The following is a 15,661-nucleotide window of genomic DNA, read 5'->3' as shown; positions in this document are numbered from 1 at the left end:
GGCGCGGGCGGCGCGGGCGGCGCATGCGGCGCGGGCGGCGGCGGCGCGGGCGACTGGGCCACGGGCGGCACGGCCTCGATGTCCGGCGATTATCCGGATCCGTTCACCGACGATCCGGGCGCGGCGTGCGCGCTCGTCTGCGGGATGACGCTCGGGCCTTGTTATGCCGAAACGATTGTCCGGAAAGACATCAGCGAGGGGACGCCCGGCCTGCCCATGCGTCTCGCACTGCGGGTCGTCGACGAGTCCTGCAAGCCCATCGATGGCGCGGAGGTCGATGTCTGGCACACGTCCGCGACGGGCCTCTATTCGGGCAACGACTCCGTGGCGATGTGCACGTTGAACGACGCCGAGGCCCTCGCGAAGCGCTGGTTCCGCGGCGTGCAGACCACCGACGCGAACGGCCGGGTCGATTTCGACTCCTGCTTCCCGGGCTGGTATTCGGGCCGGACGATCCACATCCACTTCACGGTGCGCGTGGGGGGAATGGAATACGTCACGTCCCAGCTCTTCTTCCCGGACGAGCTCGCCGACGAGATCATCGCGACGCAGCCCATTTACAAGGATCGGGGCGCGCGAGACACGACGAACGAGAACGACTCGGTGATCTCGGCGGAAGCCGCGCCCGATTACACGCTGAAGACCGAGAAGATGGCGGACGGCGCGTTGCTCGCCTGGAAGACCCTCGTCATTCGCTCTTCCCTCGCGGATACGTTGTGCCAGGCGCCCGGTGGAATGGGCGGCCCGGGCGGCCCGCCTCCGGGGCCCTGAGCCGAGCGACCGCCTGCCATTGTCGTCGCCCGAGCTGCCTCGCGCAGAGCGACCTCCTTGACACCGTCCGCGGGTGGCACCCTGCTTCCGCGCAGAAAAGGAGGGTTACCCCCATGATGCAACCTCCGGAAGGGCCGGTCGACAGGACCCGCATGACGGCGGCCGGGCTCGTCGACGACGTGGTGCGGAGAAACCGCGCTTGGTTTTTTGGGCTCGGCGCGGCGTTCATGGTGCTCGGCGTTCTCTTGATTCTCATGCCGCTGCTCGCCTCGCTGCTCACCGCGCTCGTGATCGGCTGGGTCATGGCGCTCGCGGGCCTCTTCCAGGGGTTTCACGCGGTCCGGGCCCGCGGCTGGCGAGGCGCGTCGTGGTCGCTCGTCAGCGCGGTCTTGCTCGTGGTCGCCGGCCTCCTCGTGGTGGCCTTCCCGGTGACGGGCACGGTGACCCTGACCTTGACGCTCGCCGCGTTTTTCGCGGCAAACGGCGTGGTCAAGCTCTTCCGGGCCGTGCAGAACCGCCATATCCCCGCCTGGGGTTGGCTGTTTTTTGACGGCCTCGTCTCCCTGGCGCTCGGCGTGCTCATCTTCGCGGGCTGGCCGAGCACGGCCGCGTGGGCGCTCGGATTGCTCGTCGGGATCGATTTGCTGCTCGGCGGGACCTCGATGGTCCTCATCGGCCTCGGCGCGGGCAGCGTCGGCGGCGCGGGGCGGCTGACGACGACGGCGCGGCCTTGACGCGCGCGCACCGAAAGAAGCGCTCGCTCTCCGGGAGAAAACTGGCCGCGGGGTCTTTTTCGTACCCAAAACGAAGGAACCGCGTGCCTCACTGCCCGGAGGGCTTGCGCGCGGAGGGAACGAGGGGGAACCCGAGCCCTCCGCGGTACCAGGAGCGGGATTCGAACCCGCGACCACGTCCTCTAATGGAAGTAACCCTGGCCATCACTGCCGTCACCGGAGAAAACCGGCCAAGGTATTTACGTGCTCTACCACTGAGCTATCCTGGCGTCTGCGTCGTCCTCCCCTGAAGCAGCCGCCGTGCCAAGCCCCCAGCCACCCCCCAAACGCCCGATTTCGCCCGGATCTGGTGGCCCGCCTCGCAAAGAAAGGCCCGGGCTCGAAGGAGGAGGTTATCCTGGCGGATAAAGTCTATCCAGAAGGCGCGTCCACGGAACCACGCCCGCTTCGGGCGCCGGGATTGACGTCCCGGGCGCGCTCTGTACCATCGGCGCTCGGAGGCGGATTGACGTGACGACGCAGGCGAGGCGGCTTCTGCTCAAGGATGGGGTCGGGACGGACGTGGTCCGGCAGTTCGCCGCGGGGCAGTGGTTCCTGTGGAACCGGATCGAGCCGCTCGAACATCAGCCCCTCGTCTACGAGTGGGCGACGCCCGCGAGCGACTGCCGTATCCGTTACGTGGACGATCACCGGCTCGGGCTCCGGTGGTTCGACGTGGAGGGGCCGGGCGCCGCCGCCACGATCGAGCTCGTCCGGCGCAGCCTGCCCGTCTACGAGCGCGCCGAGATCATCGCGCTTTGCAGCGACGCGAAGACCGAGGCCGAGGGGATCTGGGCCGCCTACAAGCTCGCCGTGACGGCCGAGGCCACGTTCGACGCGGAGCTCTTCGGCTGCTTCGGGGATCTCGCGAATCACCGCGACGCGAGCGTGCGAAGGGCCGCGGTTTACGCGATGGAGCAGGCGCGGTGGCGCGAATTCGCAGGGATCGCCGAGCCCATGGCAGAGGACGATCCGAGCGAGGACGTGCGAGCGCGGGCCGCGGCGCTCGTGCGCGCATTGCAGTAGGAAGGTCGATCAGGCCTGGAATGCGGCCCGGAAAAACCAGGCCGTCATGACGAAGCCGAGGGCCACGACGGCACGGCGCAGTTTGTCGGGGTCGATGCGCTGCGAGAGGCGCGCCGAGAGGTAGCCGCCCGCGATCGCGCCGGCCATCACGGAGAAACCCGGCACGAGCCAGAGCAGGCCCTCGCCGAGGAAAAACATCGAGGCGACGAGGTTGATGGCCACGCCGAGCCAGGCCTTCATGGCGTTGAGCTCGTGCAGCGTGCCCTCGATGAAGAGGCCGAAGACCGCGAGCATCACGATGCCCATGCCGGCCCCGAAATACCCGCCGTAGACGGCGACCAGGAATTGCAAAAAGACCCCGAGCGCGGCGGGGACCCGCGTCTTTTTGCCGAGCACGACCTTGCGGATGCGGCCCTGGAAGGCGAGGAGCAGCGTGGCGAGGAGGACGAGGAGCGGGACGACGAAATCGAAGAGCCGCTGGGGCGTGTGCGTGAGCAGCCACGCGCCGAGGAGGGCGCCCGTCACGGTGGGGAGGGTGAGGTATCGCAAATGCGGCTTCGTCCTCGAGAGCTGGTCGCGGAAGCCATACGCGCTGGCGAGCGAGCCAGGCCAGAGCGCCACCGAATTCGTGGCGTTCGCCGCGAGCGGGGGGACGCCGAGCGCGACGAGGACCGGAAAGGAGAGGAGGGAGCCGCCGCCGGCGACGGCGTTGATCGCCGAAGCCAGGAGGCCCACGCAAAAGAGGGCGGCGAGGGCGAGCGGGTGCTGTCCGGAAAAACCGAGGTCCTGGGAGACGAGCGGCATGGGGAAATGTCCTCGGGGGGCCGGTTCAAGCCGAGCGCCCGCTCGCCGCGTGCCAGTCGAGGCCGAAGCGGGCGAGGTATTTGCGCAATCGATCGGCGTCGTTGACGGAGGTGCGCTCCTTGCGCGACTCGGCGAAGAGCACGCGGCCCGCCTCGCTGAGGGTGCGCGAGGCGCGGCAGACGCGCAGGACCTCCTCGAGCTGCGCGCGATCGAATCGATCGAGCTTCGCGGAGGCCGCGGGGCCGAGGACCTCGACGAGGACGCCGCCGGAGCCGGACACGCCACTCTGCAAGTGAACGCGGCCGCTCGTCCAGGAGAGCTCGAGTCGCTCGATCTCCTCGGCGACGATCTCCTTCGTGATGCGGCCGCCGTGCGCGAGCGTGGCCATGCGGGTGACGCAGGCGTTGAGGTCGCGAAAATTGCCGCTCCAGAGGGCGCGCGGAGAGACGGCGAAATCGAGGAAGGCCTCGCGCGCGGCGCGGTTCATGGTGACGTTGACGCCGAGCAGGCGCGCGGCGAGCTCGAGCTCGTAATCGAGGTTCGGCTCGATGTCCTCGGGCCGCTCGCAGAGGGCCGGGAGGCGGAAGGTCCAGAGGTTGATACGGGCGTATAAATCCTCGCGGAAATCGCCGCGCGCGGCCCGGGCGCCGAGGTCGCGGTTCGTGCCGGCGATGAGGAGGAAATCACTCTTGACCTCCTGGTCGGCGCCGACGGGATAAAACGCCTTTTGCTCGATCGCGCGGAGGAGCATGGCCTGCTCGTCGAGGCCGAGCTCGCCGATCTCGTCGAGGAAGAGGAGGCCGCCGTCGGCCTTGCGCAAGAGGCCCGGGCGATCGGCGACGGCGCCGGTGTACGCGCCCTTCTTGTGCCCGAAGAGCGTGGCCATGGCCGCGTCGCCGCGGAGCGTGGCGCAGTTTACCGGGACAAACTCGCCCCCGATCTGGCGGCGGGCCTTCTTGAGCTCGTAGATACGCGCGGCGAGCTGGCTCTTGCCGGCGCCCGTGGGGCCCATGAGGAGCATGGGGGCGCGGGAGGCCTTGGCGACCTCCTCGACGCGCTCGATGAGGCGATTGAAGGAGGCATTCTTGGTGTCGATGCCAGCCTTGAGGAAGCTCTGTCCCTCGCGGCGCTCGCGGGAGAAGCGCGAGGCAATACGATCGTACCGGGAGAGGTCGAGGTCGACGACGGTATAGGTGCCCGGCCCGCCGCGGCCCTCCTTGCGGGGCGGGGAGGTTTGAATGACGCGGCCGGGGAAATACCGGGCCTCCGTGAGAAGGAAGAGGCAGATCTGCGCGACGTGCGTGCCCGTCGTGAGGTGGACGAGGTAATCCTCGCGTTCGCTTTTCCAGGGGTACGCGTGGGCGATGTCGTGGAGGGAGCCATAAACCTCCTCGAAATCCCAGGCGTCCTTCCAGGTGACCGAGATTCGCTCGACGATCGTGTCGGGGGAGGCGTGGCGGACGTCCTCCTCGACCTGCGAGGCGAGGTCGCCCGCGCGGGGCTCGGCGAGCAGGACGAGGCGGCTCACGAGCAGGTCCTCGTGCTGGCAAAGCGCGACCGTGGGGCGCCACTTCTCCCAGCGCGCAGGGCCTTTGCCCGCGTCGAGCGAGGTGCCGAGGATGCCGAAGACGACGAGGGGGCGCGAAGACATGGTACGTTGGGCGACGAAGTAGCACGATTTTCGCTCCACGTATCGCACTTTATCCAGCCGTCTATGAAGGGGCGCGAAGAAGGGCTTCCAGAGCCAGGCACGCGGCGTGCTCTTCCGGTCCGCGTCCACCCGTGACGTGAAAGGCAACGACGATGAACGAGACGACCCACCTGACGTTCGAGACCGCCGGCGTGCCCATCAAGGCCTGGACGCGCGGCGTGCCGTTCGAGAGCGAGGCGGAGGCGCAACTGCGGCGCCTCGCGAGCCTGCCCTTCCTCCACAAGTGGGTCGCGGTGATGCCCGACGTGCACGCGGGCAAGGGCGCGACGGTCGGGAGCGTGATCGCGACGAGCGGCGCGATCATCCCGGCCGCGGTGGGCGTCGACATCGGCTGCGGGATGATCGCAGTGGAGACGACGCTGACGGCGTCGCATCTCCCCGACGATTTGAAGGAGATCCGCAGCGCGATCGAGGCGGCCGTGCCGCACGGGCGCACGAACGGCGGCGCGCCCGGCGACCGCGGCGCGTGGGGCGACGCGCCCGAGCGCGTGCAGAAGGCGTGGGCGCTGCTCGCGCCGGCGTACGAGGCGATCGTGAAGGAAAACCCGACGATCGGGCGCGGGACGTCGATCGGTCACCTCGGGACGCTCGGGACGGGGAACCATTTCATCGAGGTCTGCCTCGATGAGCGCGACCACGTGTGGTTCATGCTGCACTCGGGCTCGCGCGGCGTGGGAAACCGCATCGGGAGCCACTTCATCGACCTCGCGAAGAAGGACATGAAGCGGTGGTTCATCAACCTGCCGGACGCGGACCTCGCCTACATCCCGGATGGGAGCGAGACGTTCGGCTCGTACTGGCGCGCGCTCGCGTGGGCGCAGGAGTTCGCGCGGACGAACCGCGCGTTGATGATGGAGGCGACGATCATGGCCGCGCGAAAGACGGGGCTCCTGCCGCCGTTCGAGCTCGTGAACGAGGCCGTGAACTGCCACCACAACTACGTGTCGAAGGAGCACCACTTCGGCAAGGACGTGTGGGTGACGCGCAAGGGCGCGGTGCGCGCGGGCGAGGGCGAGCTCGGCATCATCCCGGGCAGCATGGGCGCGAAGAGCTTCATCGTTCGCGGCCTCGGGAACCGCGAGTCGTTCTGCTCGTGTAGCCACGGCGCGGGTCGCAAGATGTCGCGCGCGGCGGCGAAGCGGGCGTTCACGCTCGAGGACCACGCGCGCATGACGGCCGGGATCGAGTGCCGCAAGGACGAGGACGTGATCGACGAGACGCCCGGCGCGTACAAGTCGATCGACGACGTGATGGAGGCGCAGCGCGATCTCGTCGAGGTCGTGCGCACGCTGCGGCAAGTGGTGTGCGTGAAGGGGTGAAGGCGATGCTCGTGCTGGATGGATCGACGGGCGAGGGCGGAGGACAGATCCTGCGCTCTTCGCTCGCCCTGTCGATGGTGACGGGTCAGGCGTTCCGGGTGCACTCGATCCGCGCGAAGCGATCGAAGCCGGGGCTCATGCGTCAACACCTCGTGGCCGTTCGCGCAGCCGCGGAGGTGAGCGGCGCGGAGGTCACGGGCGACGCGATCGGGTCGCGCGAGCTCGTGTTCAAGCCGGGCGTGGTGCGGCACGGATCGTACCGATTCGCGATCGGGAGCGCGGGGAGCGCGACGCTCGTCTTGCAGACGGTGCTGCCCGCGCTGCTCGTGAGCGAGGGGAGCTCGTCGCTCGTGTTCGAGGGCGGGACGCACAACCCGATGGCGCCGCCCTTCGACTTCGTGGAGCGCGCGTTTTTGCCCATCGTGCGCAAGATGGGCGCGAAGGTGTCGGCGCGGCTCGTGTCGTACGGGTTTTACCCGGCCGGCGGAGGCCGCGTGGAGGTCTCCATCGAGGGGAACACGAAGCTCGCCGGGCTCTCGCTGCTCGATCGAGGCGAGGTGCAAAGGACGCAGCTCCGCGCGATCGTGTCGCAGATCCCGGGCTCGGTCGGGGTGCGCGAGGTCGAAGCGTTCCTCGCCGAGGTGCCGTGGGACCCGGCGTGCGCGCGGCCCGAGGTCGTGAAGAACAGCCCGGGGCCGGGAAACGCGCTCGTGGCTGATGTGGAGAGCAACCACGTGACCGAGGTCTTCACGGCCTTCGGCGAGCGCGGGGTGCGCGCGGAGGTGGTGGCCGAGAAGCTCGCGAAGGAGGTGAAGCGATACCTCGAAGCAGGCGTTCCCGTCGGCGAGCACCTCGCGGACCAACTGCTCTTGCCGATGGCGCTCGGGCAAGGCGGGGCGTTTCGAACGCTCGCGCCGTCGGGTCACACGCGGACGCAAGTCGAGGTGATCCGGACCTTCCTGGGAACGGAGGTGCGGCTGGACGAGCGTGGCGCGGAGGAGTGCGTGATCGAGGTGGAAGGCGCGCGGCGATAACGAGCGAGTTCAGGCGGCGGAGCGCGGCGCGGAAGGGAACGCTCGACAACGCGGCCGCACGCGGGCATGACGGGCCTGTGCTGCGTCTGCTCGTGTCCCCCCGAAGCGAGGAGCGGCTCTCCGCCGCGGAGGTCTTCCTCGGGGAGGGGAAGGCCGATGCGATCGCGCTCCTGGTCGGTCCGTCACGCGGGGCGGCGCTCGATCTCGCGGCGCGGGTGGGCGGAAAGCGTGGCGCGATCTTCGGGCTGCACCGGCTGACGCTGGGGCAACTCGCGGCGCGCCTCGCCGCGCCGGAGCTCGCGCGGCGGAGGCTCGCGCCGGCGACGCCGCTCGGCGTGGAGGCGGTGGTCGCGCGGGCCGTCGCGAGCGCGCTCGAAGAGGGCGCGCTCGGCTATTTCGCGCCGGTCGCGCGGACGCCGAGCTTCGCGGGCACACTGGCCGCGACGCTGAGCGAGCTGCGCGTGGAGGGCATCGGTCCCGAGGAGATCCGAGGGGACGATCCACGAAGTCGCGATCTGCGGGAGCTCGCGCGCAGGTACGACGAGCAGCGGGAGCGGGCGCGGATCGCCGACCGCGCGGAGGTGCTCGCCGCGGCGACGGCGGCGGTGCGCGAGGCGAGCGAGATCCGAAGGGCGCGGCTGCTCCTGCTCGACGTGCCGATCGCGTCGAGGCTCGAGGAGAGGTTCGTCGCGGAGATCGTGGCCGCGGCGGAGGTCGCGTTCGCCACGGCGCCGACGGGGGATGATCGAGCCGTCGAGGTGCTCGCGTCGCTCGCGAGCGAGGTGATCACGGATCGGAGCGAGCGATCACATTCGTCCCTGTCGCGGCTGCATCAATACCTGTTCGCCGCGGCGGAGCTCTCGGCCGCGGAGGCGGGCGAGGACGTGTCGTTTTTCTCGGCGCCGGGTGAGGGTCGCGAGTGCGTGGAGATCACGCGGCGGATCCTCGCGGAGGCGCGGCGGGGCGTGCCTTTCGACGACATCGCGGTGTTCTTGCGCGCGCCCGACACGTACGCGGCGCTGCTCGAGAGCGCGCTGCGTCGCGCGAAGATCCCCGCGCATCTCGCGATCGGAGCGGCGCGGCCGGATCCTTCGGGGCGCGCGTTCCTGGCGCTGCTCGCCTGCCGCGCCGAGGATCTCTCCCCTCGGCGGTTCGCGGAGTACCTGTCGCTCGCGCCGATGCCGAAGGAGATCACGACGGCAGAGGCCGCGCCGCGCTCGGACCTGCCGCGGGCGGATCTCTTCGGCGCGCTGCTCGAAGGTGAACCAACGGCGAAGCGGATGCGAAGGGAGCAGGCGCAGGCCCGAGAGGGCGCGCGTGTGCCCTCGCGATCCGCGCCGATCGGATGGGAGCGTCTGCTCACGAAGGCCTCGATCGTCGGGCGAAAGGAGCGCTGGGCCGAGCGGCTCGTGGCGCTCGGGCGCGCCTTCGATCGAGAGCTCGCGCTGCTCCGGCGGCGAGATCCGAGCTCGCCGCGGATCGAGACCGTGGAGCGCGAGATCGAGGCGCTCTCGGAGCTCAAGCGGTTCGCATTGCCGCTCGTCGAGGCGCTCGCGGCGCTGCCGGAGCGCGGGAGCTGGGGCGTGTGGATCGAGGAGCTCGGCAAGCTCGCGGGCATGGCGCTGGACGAGCCCGAGGACGTGCTCGCCGCGCTCGCCGAGCTCGCGCCGATGGCGGAGCTGCCCGCGGTGTCGTTCGACGAGGTGCGGCGCGTGCTCGACGGACGGCTCGGCGCGCGGATCACGCCGCCGTCGGGGAGGCGGTACGGCGCGGTGTTCGTGGGGACGCCCGAGCTCGCGCGAGGTCGATCGTTCGCGGTGGTGTTCGTCCCCGGCCTCGCCGAGCGCCTCTTCCCGGAGGCGCCGCGCGAGGACCCGATCCTGCTCGACCTGGACCGGCGGGTGATCTCGAAGGCGCTCCGGACGCAGGCCGATCGGAGCCGGAACGAGCGGCTGCTCCTGCGTTTGTCGGTGGGCGCCGCGCGGGAGCGGGTGCACCTGTCCTATCCACGCGTCGAGGTGGCCGCGGGCAGGCCACGCGTGCCTTCGTTTTACGGGCTCGACGTGCGGCGCGCGACGACGGGGACCCTGCCCGATCACGACGCGCTCGAGAGGGAGGCCGCGAGCGCGTCGGGCGCGCGCCTCGCGTGGCCCGCGCCCGCGCAGCCCGAGGACGCGATCGACGACGCCGAGCACGACCTCGCGATGCTGGGGCGCCTGCTGCATGGAGGCGAGCAAGCCGACGCGGCGGGGCGCGCGCAGTATCTGCTCGACCTGAACCCGCACCTCGCGCGATCGCTCCGGGCACGCTCGGCGCGGTGGGACAAACCCGTCACGCACCACGACGGCATCGTGCGGAAGACGGCGGCGACGGCGGCGATGCTCACGGCGAGCCGGCTCTGCGCGCGGCCGTATGCGGTGACGGCGCTCGAGAAGTTCGCGGCGTGCCCGTACCGGTTCTTGCTCGCGGCGATCCACAGGCTGCCGGCGCGCGAGCGGCGAGGCTCGCCCGACAGGCTCGATCCGATCTCGCGCGGCGTGCTCTTCCACCGCGTGCAGGCCGAGACGCTCGCGGCGCTGGAGCGGGAAGGGTCGCTGCCGTTTGGACCGGAGGGTTTGTCGCGGGCCGAGGCCGTGCTCGACGAGCGGCTCGACGCGGCGGCGCGCGAGCACGAGGAGCGCACGCTGCCGCCCGTGGAGAGCGTGTTCCGCGACGAGATCGAGCGCGCGCGGGTGGAGCTTCATGCGTGGCTCGCGCGCGTGGCCGATCAGAGCTGGCTCGTCTGGCCGGTGCGTTATGACCTCGCCTTCGGGCTGCCGCCGCACGAGCACGAGGATCCTCGCAGCGTGGCCGAGGCTGCGCTCATCGACGGGCGGTTCCTGCTGCACGGCGCGATCGACGTGGTCGAGCGGCACGCGGCGACGGGGCACGCGCGCGTCACCGACGTGAAGACGGGGGCGAACTTCGCCAAACCCGGGCTCGTGATCGGCGGCGGTGAGGTGCTGCAGCCGGTGCTGTACGGGCTCGCGTACGAGGCGGTGTGGAAGGAGCCGGTGGAGGACGCGAGTCTGTCGTTCTGCACCACGCGCGGCGGATACGCCGAGCACGTGATCGAGCTCGACGAGGCGGCGCGCGCGAAGGCGATCGTGGTGCTCGAGCTCGTCGACGAGGCGATCGACAAAGGGTTTTTCCCGCCGGCGCCGCGGCCGGGCGCGTGTGACACGTGCGGCTACAGGCTCGTGTGCGGGCCGCACGAGGAGAGGCGCGCGGCGCGCAAGGACGAGGCTTCGCTCGACGGCGGCGCGCTCTTTTCGCGGCTGCGGGCGCTCCGAGGTGATCCGTGACGGGAGAGGTCGTCCCCTTCGAATCCACGCGCGCCGAGGGGCTCGCGGACGCCGAGGCGCGCGCGCTCATCCGCGGCGCGCTCGGCAGCACGATGATCGTCGAGGCCGCGGCGGGCACGGGCAAGACGACCGAGCTCGTGCTCCGCATGGTCGCCGTGCTCGCCGAGGGGCGCGCGGAGATCGAGGAGATCGTCGCGGTCACCTTCACCGAGAAGGCCGCCGGCGAGCTCAAGCTCAGGCTTCGCAGCGGGATCGAGCGCGCGCGCAGGTTCGCCTCCGACGAGGGGCCACGCGCGAACCTGGAGCGGGCGCTCGCGCACCTCGAAGAGGCGCGGATCAGCACGATCCACGGGTTCTGCGCGGACCTCTTGCGCGAGCGCCCGGTGGAGGCGGGCGTCGATCCGGCGTTCCGCGTGATGACCGAGGCCGAGGCGGATCGTCGCTACGGCGAGGCGTTCAGCCGGTGGCTCGAGCAGATCCTCGGTCGCCCGCCCGAGGGTGTTCGAAGGCTCCTGCGCAGGCGAGAGCACGGCCCCGGGCCGATCGAGCGGCTGCGCCGCGCTGGACAGGAGCTCATCGCCTGGCGTCATTTCACGGCGCGCTGGAGGCGCCCGCCCTTCGATCGCGACCGCGCCATCGACGCGATCCTCGCGGAGATGTCGGCCTTCGCCGAGGCGAGCGAGGGCGCGCTCCACGGAAACGATCCGCTGCACCGCGACACCGAGCCGGCGCGCGTGCTCGTCCGGCGCCTCCGGGCCGAGGGCGAGCACCGCTGGGACCGCGACGAGATCGAGGCCGAGCTCTGCGCCCTCTGCCGACAACGCGACTTCATGCGCCCGCGCCGCGGCGCGGGTTCACGCTACGGCGCGCACACGACGCGGGCCGATCTGCTCAAGGCACACGCGGCGCTCGCCGCCTCGCTCGAGGCGTTCCAGCGCGCGGCCGACGGCGATCTCGCGGCGCTCCTGCAGGAGGAGCTCGGCGCGCTCGTCGCGACCTACCAGGCGCGCAAGGCCGAGGTGGGCGCGCTCGACTTCGAGGACCTGCTCGTCTGCACGCGCGACCTCGTGCGGGATCAGGGCGAGGTGCGCCGCGCCTTCCAGTCGCGTTACCGCTGCATCTTCGTCGACGAGTTCCAGGACACCGACCCCCTCCAGGCCGAGCTCCTCATGCTGCTCGCGGCCGACGATCCGAGCGTCCGCGCCTATCGCGACGTCCAGCCCGTCCCAGGAAAACTCTTCCTCGTCGGGGATCCGAAGCAGGCGATCTACCGCTTTCGCAGGGCCGACCTCTCGGTCTACGAGGAGGTCAAGGAGCTCGTCGTCACGCGTGGCGCGCTCTTCGTGGAGCTCAGCACGAGCTTCCGATCGGTCCCCGACATCCAGCGGCTCGTGAACGCGGCGTTCGCGCCCGTCATGGTGGGCGATCGCGCGGCGCTCTCCGCGCGTTACGTGCCGCTCCGGCCCGCGCGAAAGCCCATCGAGGGGCAGCCGTCGATCGTGTGCGTGCCCGTGCCCCAGCCGTACGGCCAGCAGCGGCTCACCTCGGCCGCGGTCGCCGAGAGCGTGCCGTCCGCCGTGGGCGCGTACCTCGACTGGCTCCTCCACGAGAGCGGCTGGAAGGTGACCGAGCGCGATCAACCAGGCGAGCTCGTCCCCCTCGCGCCGCGCCACATCTGCCTCGTCTTCCGCCGCTTCGAGAGCCACGGCGAGGACGTCACGCGCGCCTACGTCGAGGCCCTCGAGGCGCGCGGGATCCCGCACGTGCTCGTCGGCGGCAAATCGTTTTACGCCCGCGAGGAGGTCGAGACCATGCTCGCGGCGCTGCGCGCGATCGAGAGGCCGGACGACGAGCTCGCCGTCTTCGCCACGCTGCGCGGCTCGCTCTTCGCCGTCGGCGACGAGGCGCTGCTCGAGTACCGCTTCACCTACGGAAAGCTTTCACCTCAAAAGATCCCCGAGGCCCCGCTCCCGCCGCACCTCGCCCCGATCGGCGCCGCGCTCTCGCTGCTCGCGAGGCTCGCAGCCGGTCGAAACGCGCGCCCCATCGAGAGCACGGTCGCCGAGCTCTGCGACGCCACGCGCGCCTGCGTGGGCTTCGCCCTGCGCCCCTCGGGTGAACGCGCCCTCGCGAACGTCCTGCACATCGCCGAGCTCGGCCGCGCGTACGAGGCCTCGGGTGGCACGTCGTTCCGCGCGTTCGTCGAGCACCTCGAAGAGGACGCCGAGCGGGGCCGCGCGCCCGAAGCGCCGGTCCTCGAAGAGGGCGGCGACGGCGTGCGGATCATGACGGCGCATCGCGCGAAGGGCCTCGAGTTCCCGGTCGTCGTGCTCGCCGACGTCACCGCGCGCCTCGGCGCGCAAGCCGTGAGCCGCTACGTCGACGCCTCGCGTTCGCTCTGCGCGCTCCGCCTCGGCAGCGTCGCGCCCTGGGATCTCGTGGAGTACGAGGCGCTCGAAATGCGCCGCGACGAGGCCGAGGGCACGAGGCTCGTGTATGTGGCGGCGACGCGCGCGCGCGACCTCGTCGTCGTGCCTGCCGTCGGCGACGCCCCGCGTTTCCCCGAGCAGTCGTGGATCGGCCCGATCCACGCGGCGATCGCGCCTCCATCGGGCGCGCGGCCTTCGCCCGATGTGGCGCCTGGTTGCCCGTCGTTCGGCGAGGACACGGTCCTCTCGCGGCCGCCGGGCGCCACGCCGGGGCCGGAGACGGTCCGCGCGGGCGGATATCGTTTGCCCGGGGGTCACGCGGTCGTGTGGTGGGACGTGACGCGCCTCGACCTCGAGCGCGAGCCTGCGTTCGGCGTGCGCCGCGACGACATGCTCCGCAAGGACGCGCCCGTCGGCCGCGTGGAAGAGGACCTGGAGACGTACCGCCGCTGGGCGCGCGAACGCGCGGCCGATCGCGAGCGCGGCGCGCGTGCGCTTTACACGATCCAGACGGTCACGGAGCGGGCGGAGACCTCCACGGAGGCGCCCGCGCTCGACGTGCCGATCGTCGACGTGGGTCGCGAGGCGGGTCGTCCGGGGGGCGCGCGTTTCGGCGAGCTCGTGCATGCCGTGCTCGCGCAGGTCCCGCTCTCGGCCGATCGTGGCGTGGTGGAGGGGGCGGCGGCGCTCGCGGGTCGGCTCTTCGGCGCGACGGAGGCCGAGGAGGCGGCGGCGGTGCGCTCGGTCGTCCGTGCGCTCGCGCATCCGGTGATCGAGAGGGCGCGCGCGGCCGATGCGCGCGGCGAATGTCGGCGGGAGACGCCGCTTTGCCTGAGGGCCGAGGACGGGACGTTGATCGAGGGCATCGTCGACCTCGCGTTTCGCGAGCCGAGCGGCTGGACGGTGGTCGATTTCAAGACCGACCGCGAGATCGACCGCGCGGGGCCGGTCTATCGGCGGCAGGTGTCGCTTTACGCGACGGCGATCGGGCGGGCGACGGGGGAGGCGTGCGAGGCTTTGCTCCTGCGTGTTTGATGGCGCCGCTCGCGTCGAGCATCGGGTATTCGCCGCTGGTCTCGTCGTCCTCTTCGTCTGGCAGGCACGCGTCCCGTTCGCGCCAGAGCGCGTCGAGATCCAGCGTGAGCCCATCAAAGGCCGGCGCTTCGACGGTTCCGTCGCTCGCGACGAGCGCGCGCACGTAGCGCCCGTCGGCGCCGAGCTCCCACATCTCCAGCACGCGCGACTCGGGATCGAGCAGCCAGTACCAGCGCACGCCGAAGCGAGCGTACTCGTTCGCCTTGTCCATTCGATCGCGCCGCACGTCGCGGCCGCGCATGGAGATGACCTCGAGGATCATCAGGGGCGGCTTCCGCGAGAGCGAAGCGCGCGGACCGAGGCGCTCGCCGGGCGCGTACATGCACACGTCGGGCTTGCGGCCTCGCGTCTCGGACACGCCCAGCTTGTGCTCCGAGCCGAACACCAGGGCCCGCCGCGGCATGGCCCACGTGCGCAGCGCCCAGATGAACCACGCGACGACGAGCTCGTGGGCGTTGTTTGGCACTTCCTCCTCCGTGAGCTGCCCATCGACGAGCTCTCCCGGCTCGTCCTCGTCGAGGTCCGCCCACTCGTCGAGCGTCATCGGCTCCTTGGGAAGCACCTCTGCGGTCGCGGCTCGCATGAGCCCACCTTACCACGCCCCCAGCGTCGGCCGTGGATGCGCGGCGCTTCCGGCAAAGCGGGCTCGGGCGCCGGAAGCGGGCGCGCAGGCTTCGCCCTGACTTGACAAAACGAGGAAGTTCTCGCGACGTGCGCTCGCGGCGCTCGCCGAGGCGCCTCTTGGGCACTAGATTCCAGGCATGACGCCCCTCCTCAAGCGAGCGCTCGATCAGGCGGCGGTTTGGCATCGGGGACAGAAGCGCAAGTACCCCGGCGTCGACGTGCCGTACATGAGCCATCTGGCCGGCGTCGCGGTGCTGCTCGCCAAGCATGGCTTCGATGAAGAGGTCATCGCGGCGGGGGCGCTGCACGACGCCATCGAGGACACCGGCGCGACGGCCGAGGACATCACGCGGCTCTTCGGGCGCCGCGTCGCCGATCTCGTGCTCGCCGTGACCGAGCCGGCGAAGTCCCACGCCTGGGAGGAGCGCAAGCAGCGTTATCTCGAGCAATTCATGAAGAACCCCTGGGACGCCCAGGCCATCACCATTGCCGACAAGATCGACAACTTCCAATCGATCGTCGTCTGCGCGACGACACACGGCGACCCCTGGCCGATGTTCCGCCGCGGCCGCGACACGCAGATCGCCGGCTTTCGCGCCATACGCGAGCGCATCGTCCGCCTGCCGCCGCATCCATTGATCGACGAGTTCGAGCGCGCGTTCGTCGAGGTCGTCGCCGCGCCCGCCGGCCCGTCCTCGCTCGAACATCGTTCGGCTTGAGTCCGCGCGTCC

Annotated in this window: 10 protein-coding genes, 1 tRNA gene and 1 pseudogene; 8 read left to right on the top strand and 4 right to left on the bottom strand. The window is 70.9% G+C overall.

What is annotated here, in order from left to right; all coding sequences use genetic code 11:
- Both GF068_RS20930 and GF068_RS20925 read left to right on the top strand, forming a co-directional pair.
- On the top strand, positions 1 to 771 hold a 771-nt coding region (locus tag GF068_RS20930), incomplete at its 5' end, for a dioxygenase family protein (protein WP_153821161.1).
- Positions 772 to 884: 113 nt separating this feature from the next.
- A complete protein-coding gene (locus GF068_RS20925) occupies positions 885 to 1,505 on the top strand; it encodes an HdeD family acid-resistance protein (protein ID WP_153821160.1) in 621 nt (206 codons plus the stop codon).
- Positions 1,506 to 1,651: 146 nt separating this feature from the next.
- On the opposite strand, the gene GF068_RS20920 is transcribed toward GF068_RS20925, so the two are convergent.
- Positions 1,652 to 1,774: transfer RNA gene (locus GF068_RS20920), tRNA-OTHER, on the bottom strand.
- A gap of 241 nt (positions 1,775 to 2,015) precedes the next feature.
- Between GF068_RS20920 and GF068_RS20915 the strand changes: the two genes are divergently transcribed.
- Positions 2,016 to 2,570, top strand: coding sequence for a hypothetical protein (locus GF068_RS20915; RefSeq protein ID WP_153821159.1), 555 nt, complete (start codon positions 2,016 to 2,018; stop codon positions 2,568 to 2,570).
- A gap of 9 nt (positions 2,571 to 2,579) precedes the next feature.
- On the opposite strand, the gene GF068_RS20910 is transcribed toward GF068_RS20915, so the two are convergent.
- Together GF068_RS20910 and rtcR are read right to left on the bottom strand one after the other, a co-directional pair.
- The gene (locus GF068_RS20910; protein WP_153821158.1) at positions 2,580 to 3,374 is read right to left on the bottom strand and encodes a sulfite exporter TauE/SafE family protein; all 795 of its coding nucleotides are present in this window, start codon (positions 3,372 to 3,374) and stop codon (positions 2,580 to 2,582) included.
- Between the two features lie 25 nt (positions 3,375 to 3,399).
- Positions 3,400 to 5,025 carry an RNA repair transcriptional activator RtcR gene (rtcR, locus tag GF068_RS20905; protein WP_153821157.1) on the bottom strand — a complete coding sequence of 542 codons (1,626 nt, stop codon included), beginning with the start codon at positions 5,023 to 5,025 and terminating at the stop codon, positions 3,400 to 3,402.
- 152 nt (positions 5,026 to 5,177) lie between these two features.
- Between rtcR and GF068_RS20900 the strand changes: the two genes are divergently transcribed.
- The 4 genes from GF068_RS20900 (at position 5,178) to GF068_RS20885 (ending at position 14,246) form a co-directional block, all read left to right on the top strand.
- Positions 5,178 to 6,404 carry an RtcB family protein gene (locus tag GF068_RS20900; protein WP_153821156.1) on the top strand — a complete coding sequence of 409 codons (1,227 nt, stop codon included), beginning with the start codon at positions 5,178 to 5,180 and terminating at the stop codon, positions 6,402 to 6,404.
- A gap of 5 nt (positions 6,405 to 6,409) precedes the next feature.
- Positions 6,410 to 7,438, top strand: coding sequence for an RNA 3'-terminal phosphate cyclase (gene rtcA, locus GF068_RS20895; RefSeq protein ID WP_153821225.1), 1,029 nt, complete (start codon positions 6,410 to 6,412; stop codon positions 7,436 to 7,438).
- 92 nt (positions 7,439 to 7,530) lie between these two features.
- Complete coding sequence (locus GF068_RS47100) at positions 7,531 to 10,782, top strand: PD-(D/E)XK nuclease family protein (RefSeq protein WP_153821155.1); 3,252 nt, start codon at positions 7,531 to 7,533, stop codon at positions 10,780 to 10,782.
- Positions 10,779 to 14,246 carry a UvrD-helicase domain-containing protein gene (locus tag GF068_RS20885; RefSeq protein WP_338046489.1) on the top strand — a complete coding sequence of 1,156 codons (3,468 nt, stop codon included), beginning with the start codon at positions 10,779 to 10,781 and terminating at the stop codon, positions 14,244 to 14,246. The genes GF068_RS47100 and GF068_RS20885 overlap by 4 nt, the downstream gene beginning before the upstream one ends.
- 106 nt (positions 14,247 to 14,352) lie before the next feature.
- Here the strand turns inward: GF068_RS20885 and GF068_RS45250 are convergent.
- A pseudogene (locus GF068_RS45250) lies at positions 14,353 to 14,850 on the bottom strand (Uma2 family endonuclease); the annotation flags it as partial.
- A gap of 217 nt (positions 14,851 to 15,067) precedes the next feature.
- Here GF068_RS45250 and GF068_RS20875 point away from each other — a divergent pair.
- Positions 15,068 to 15,649, top strand: a complete 582-nt coding sequence (locus GF068_RS20875; RefSeq protein WP_153821153.1) for an HD domain-containing protein — start codon at positions 15,068 to 15,070, stop codon at positions 15,647 to 15,649.
- Positions 15,650 to 15,661 lie beyond the last annotated feature (12 nt).

This window comes from Polyangium spumosum (assembly GCF_009649845.1).
Taxonomy (GTDB): domain Bacteria; phylum Myxococcota_A; class Polyangia; order Polyangiales; family Polyangiaceae; genus Polyangium; species Polyangium spumosum.
Note: the sequence above shows the minus strand (reverse complement) of the source record. Positions and strands in the feature narration are given on the sequence as shown.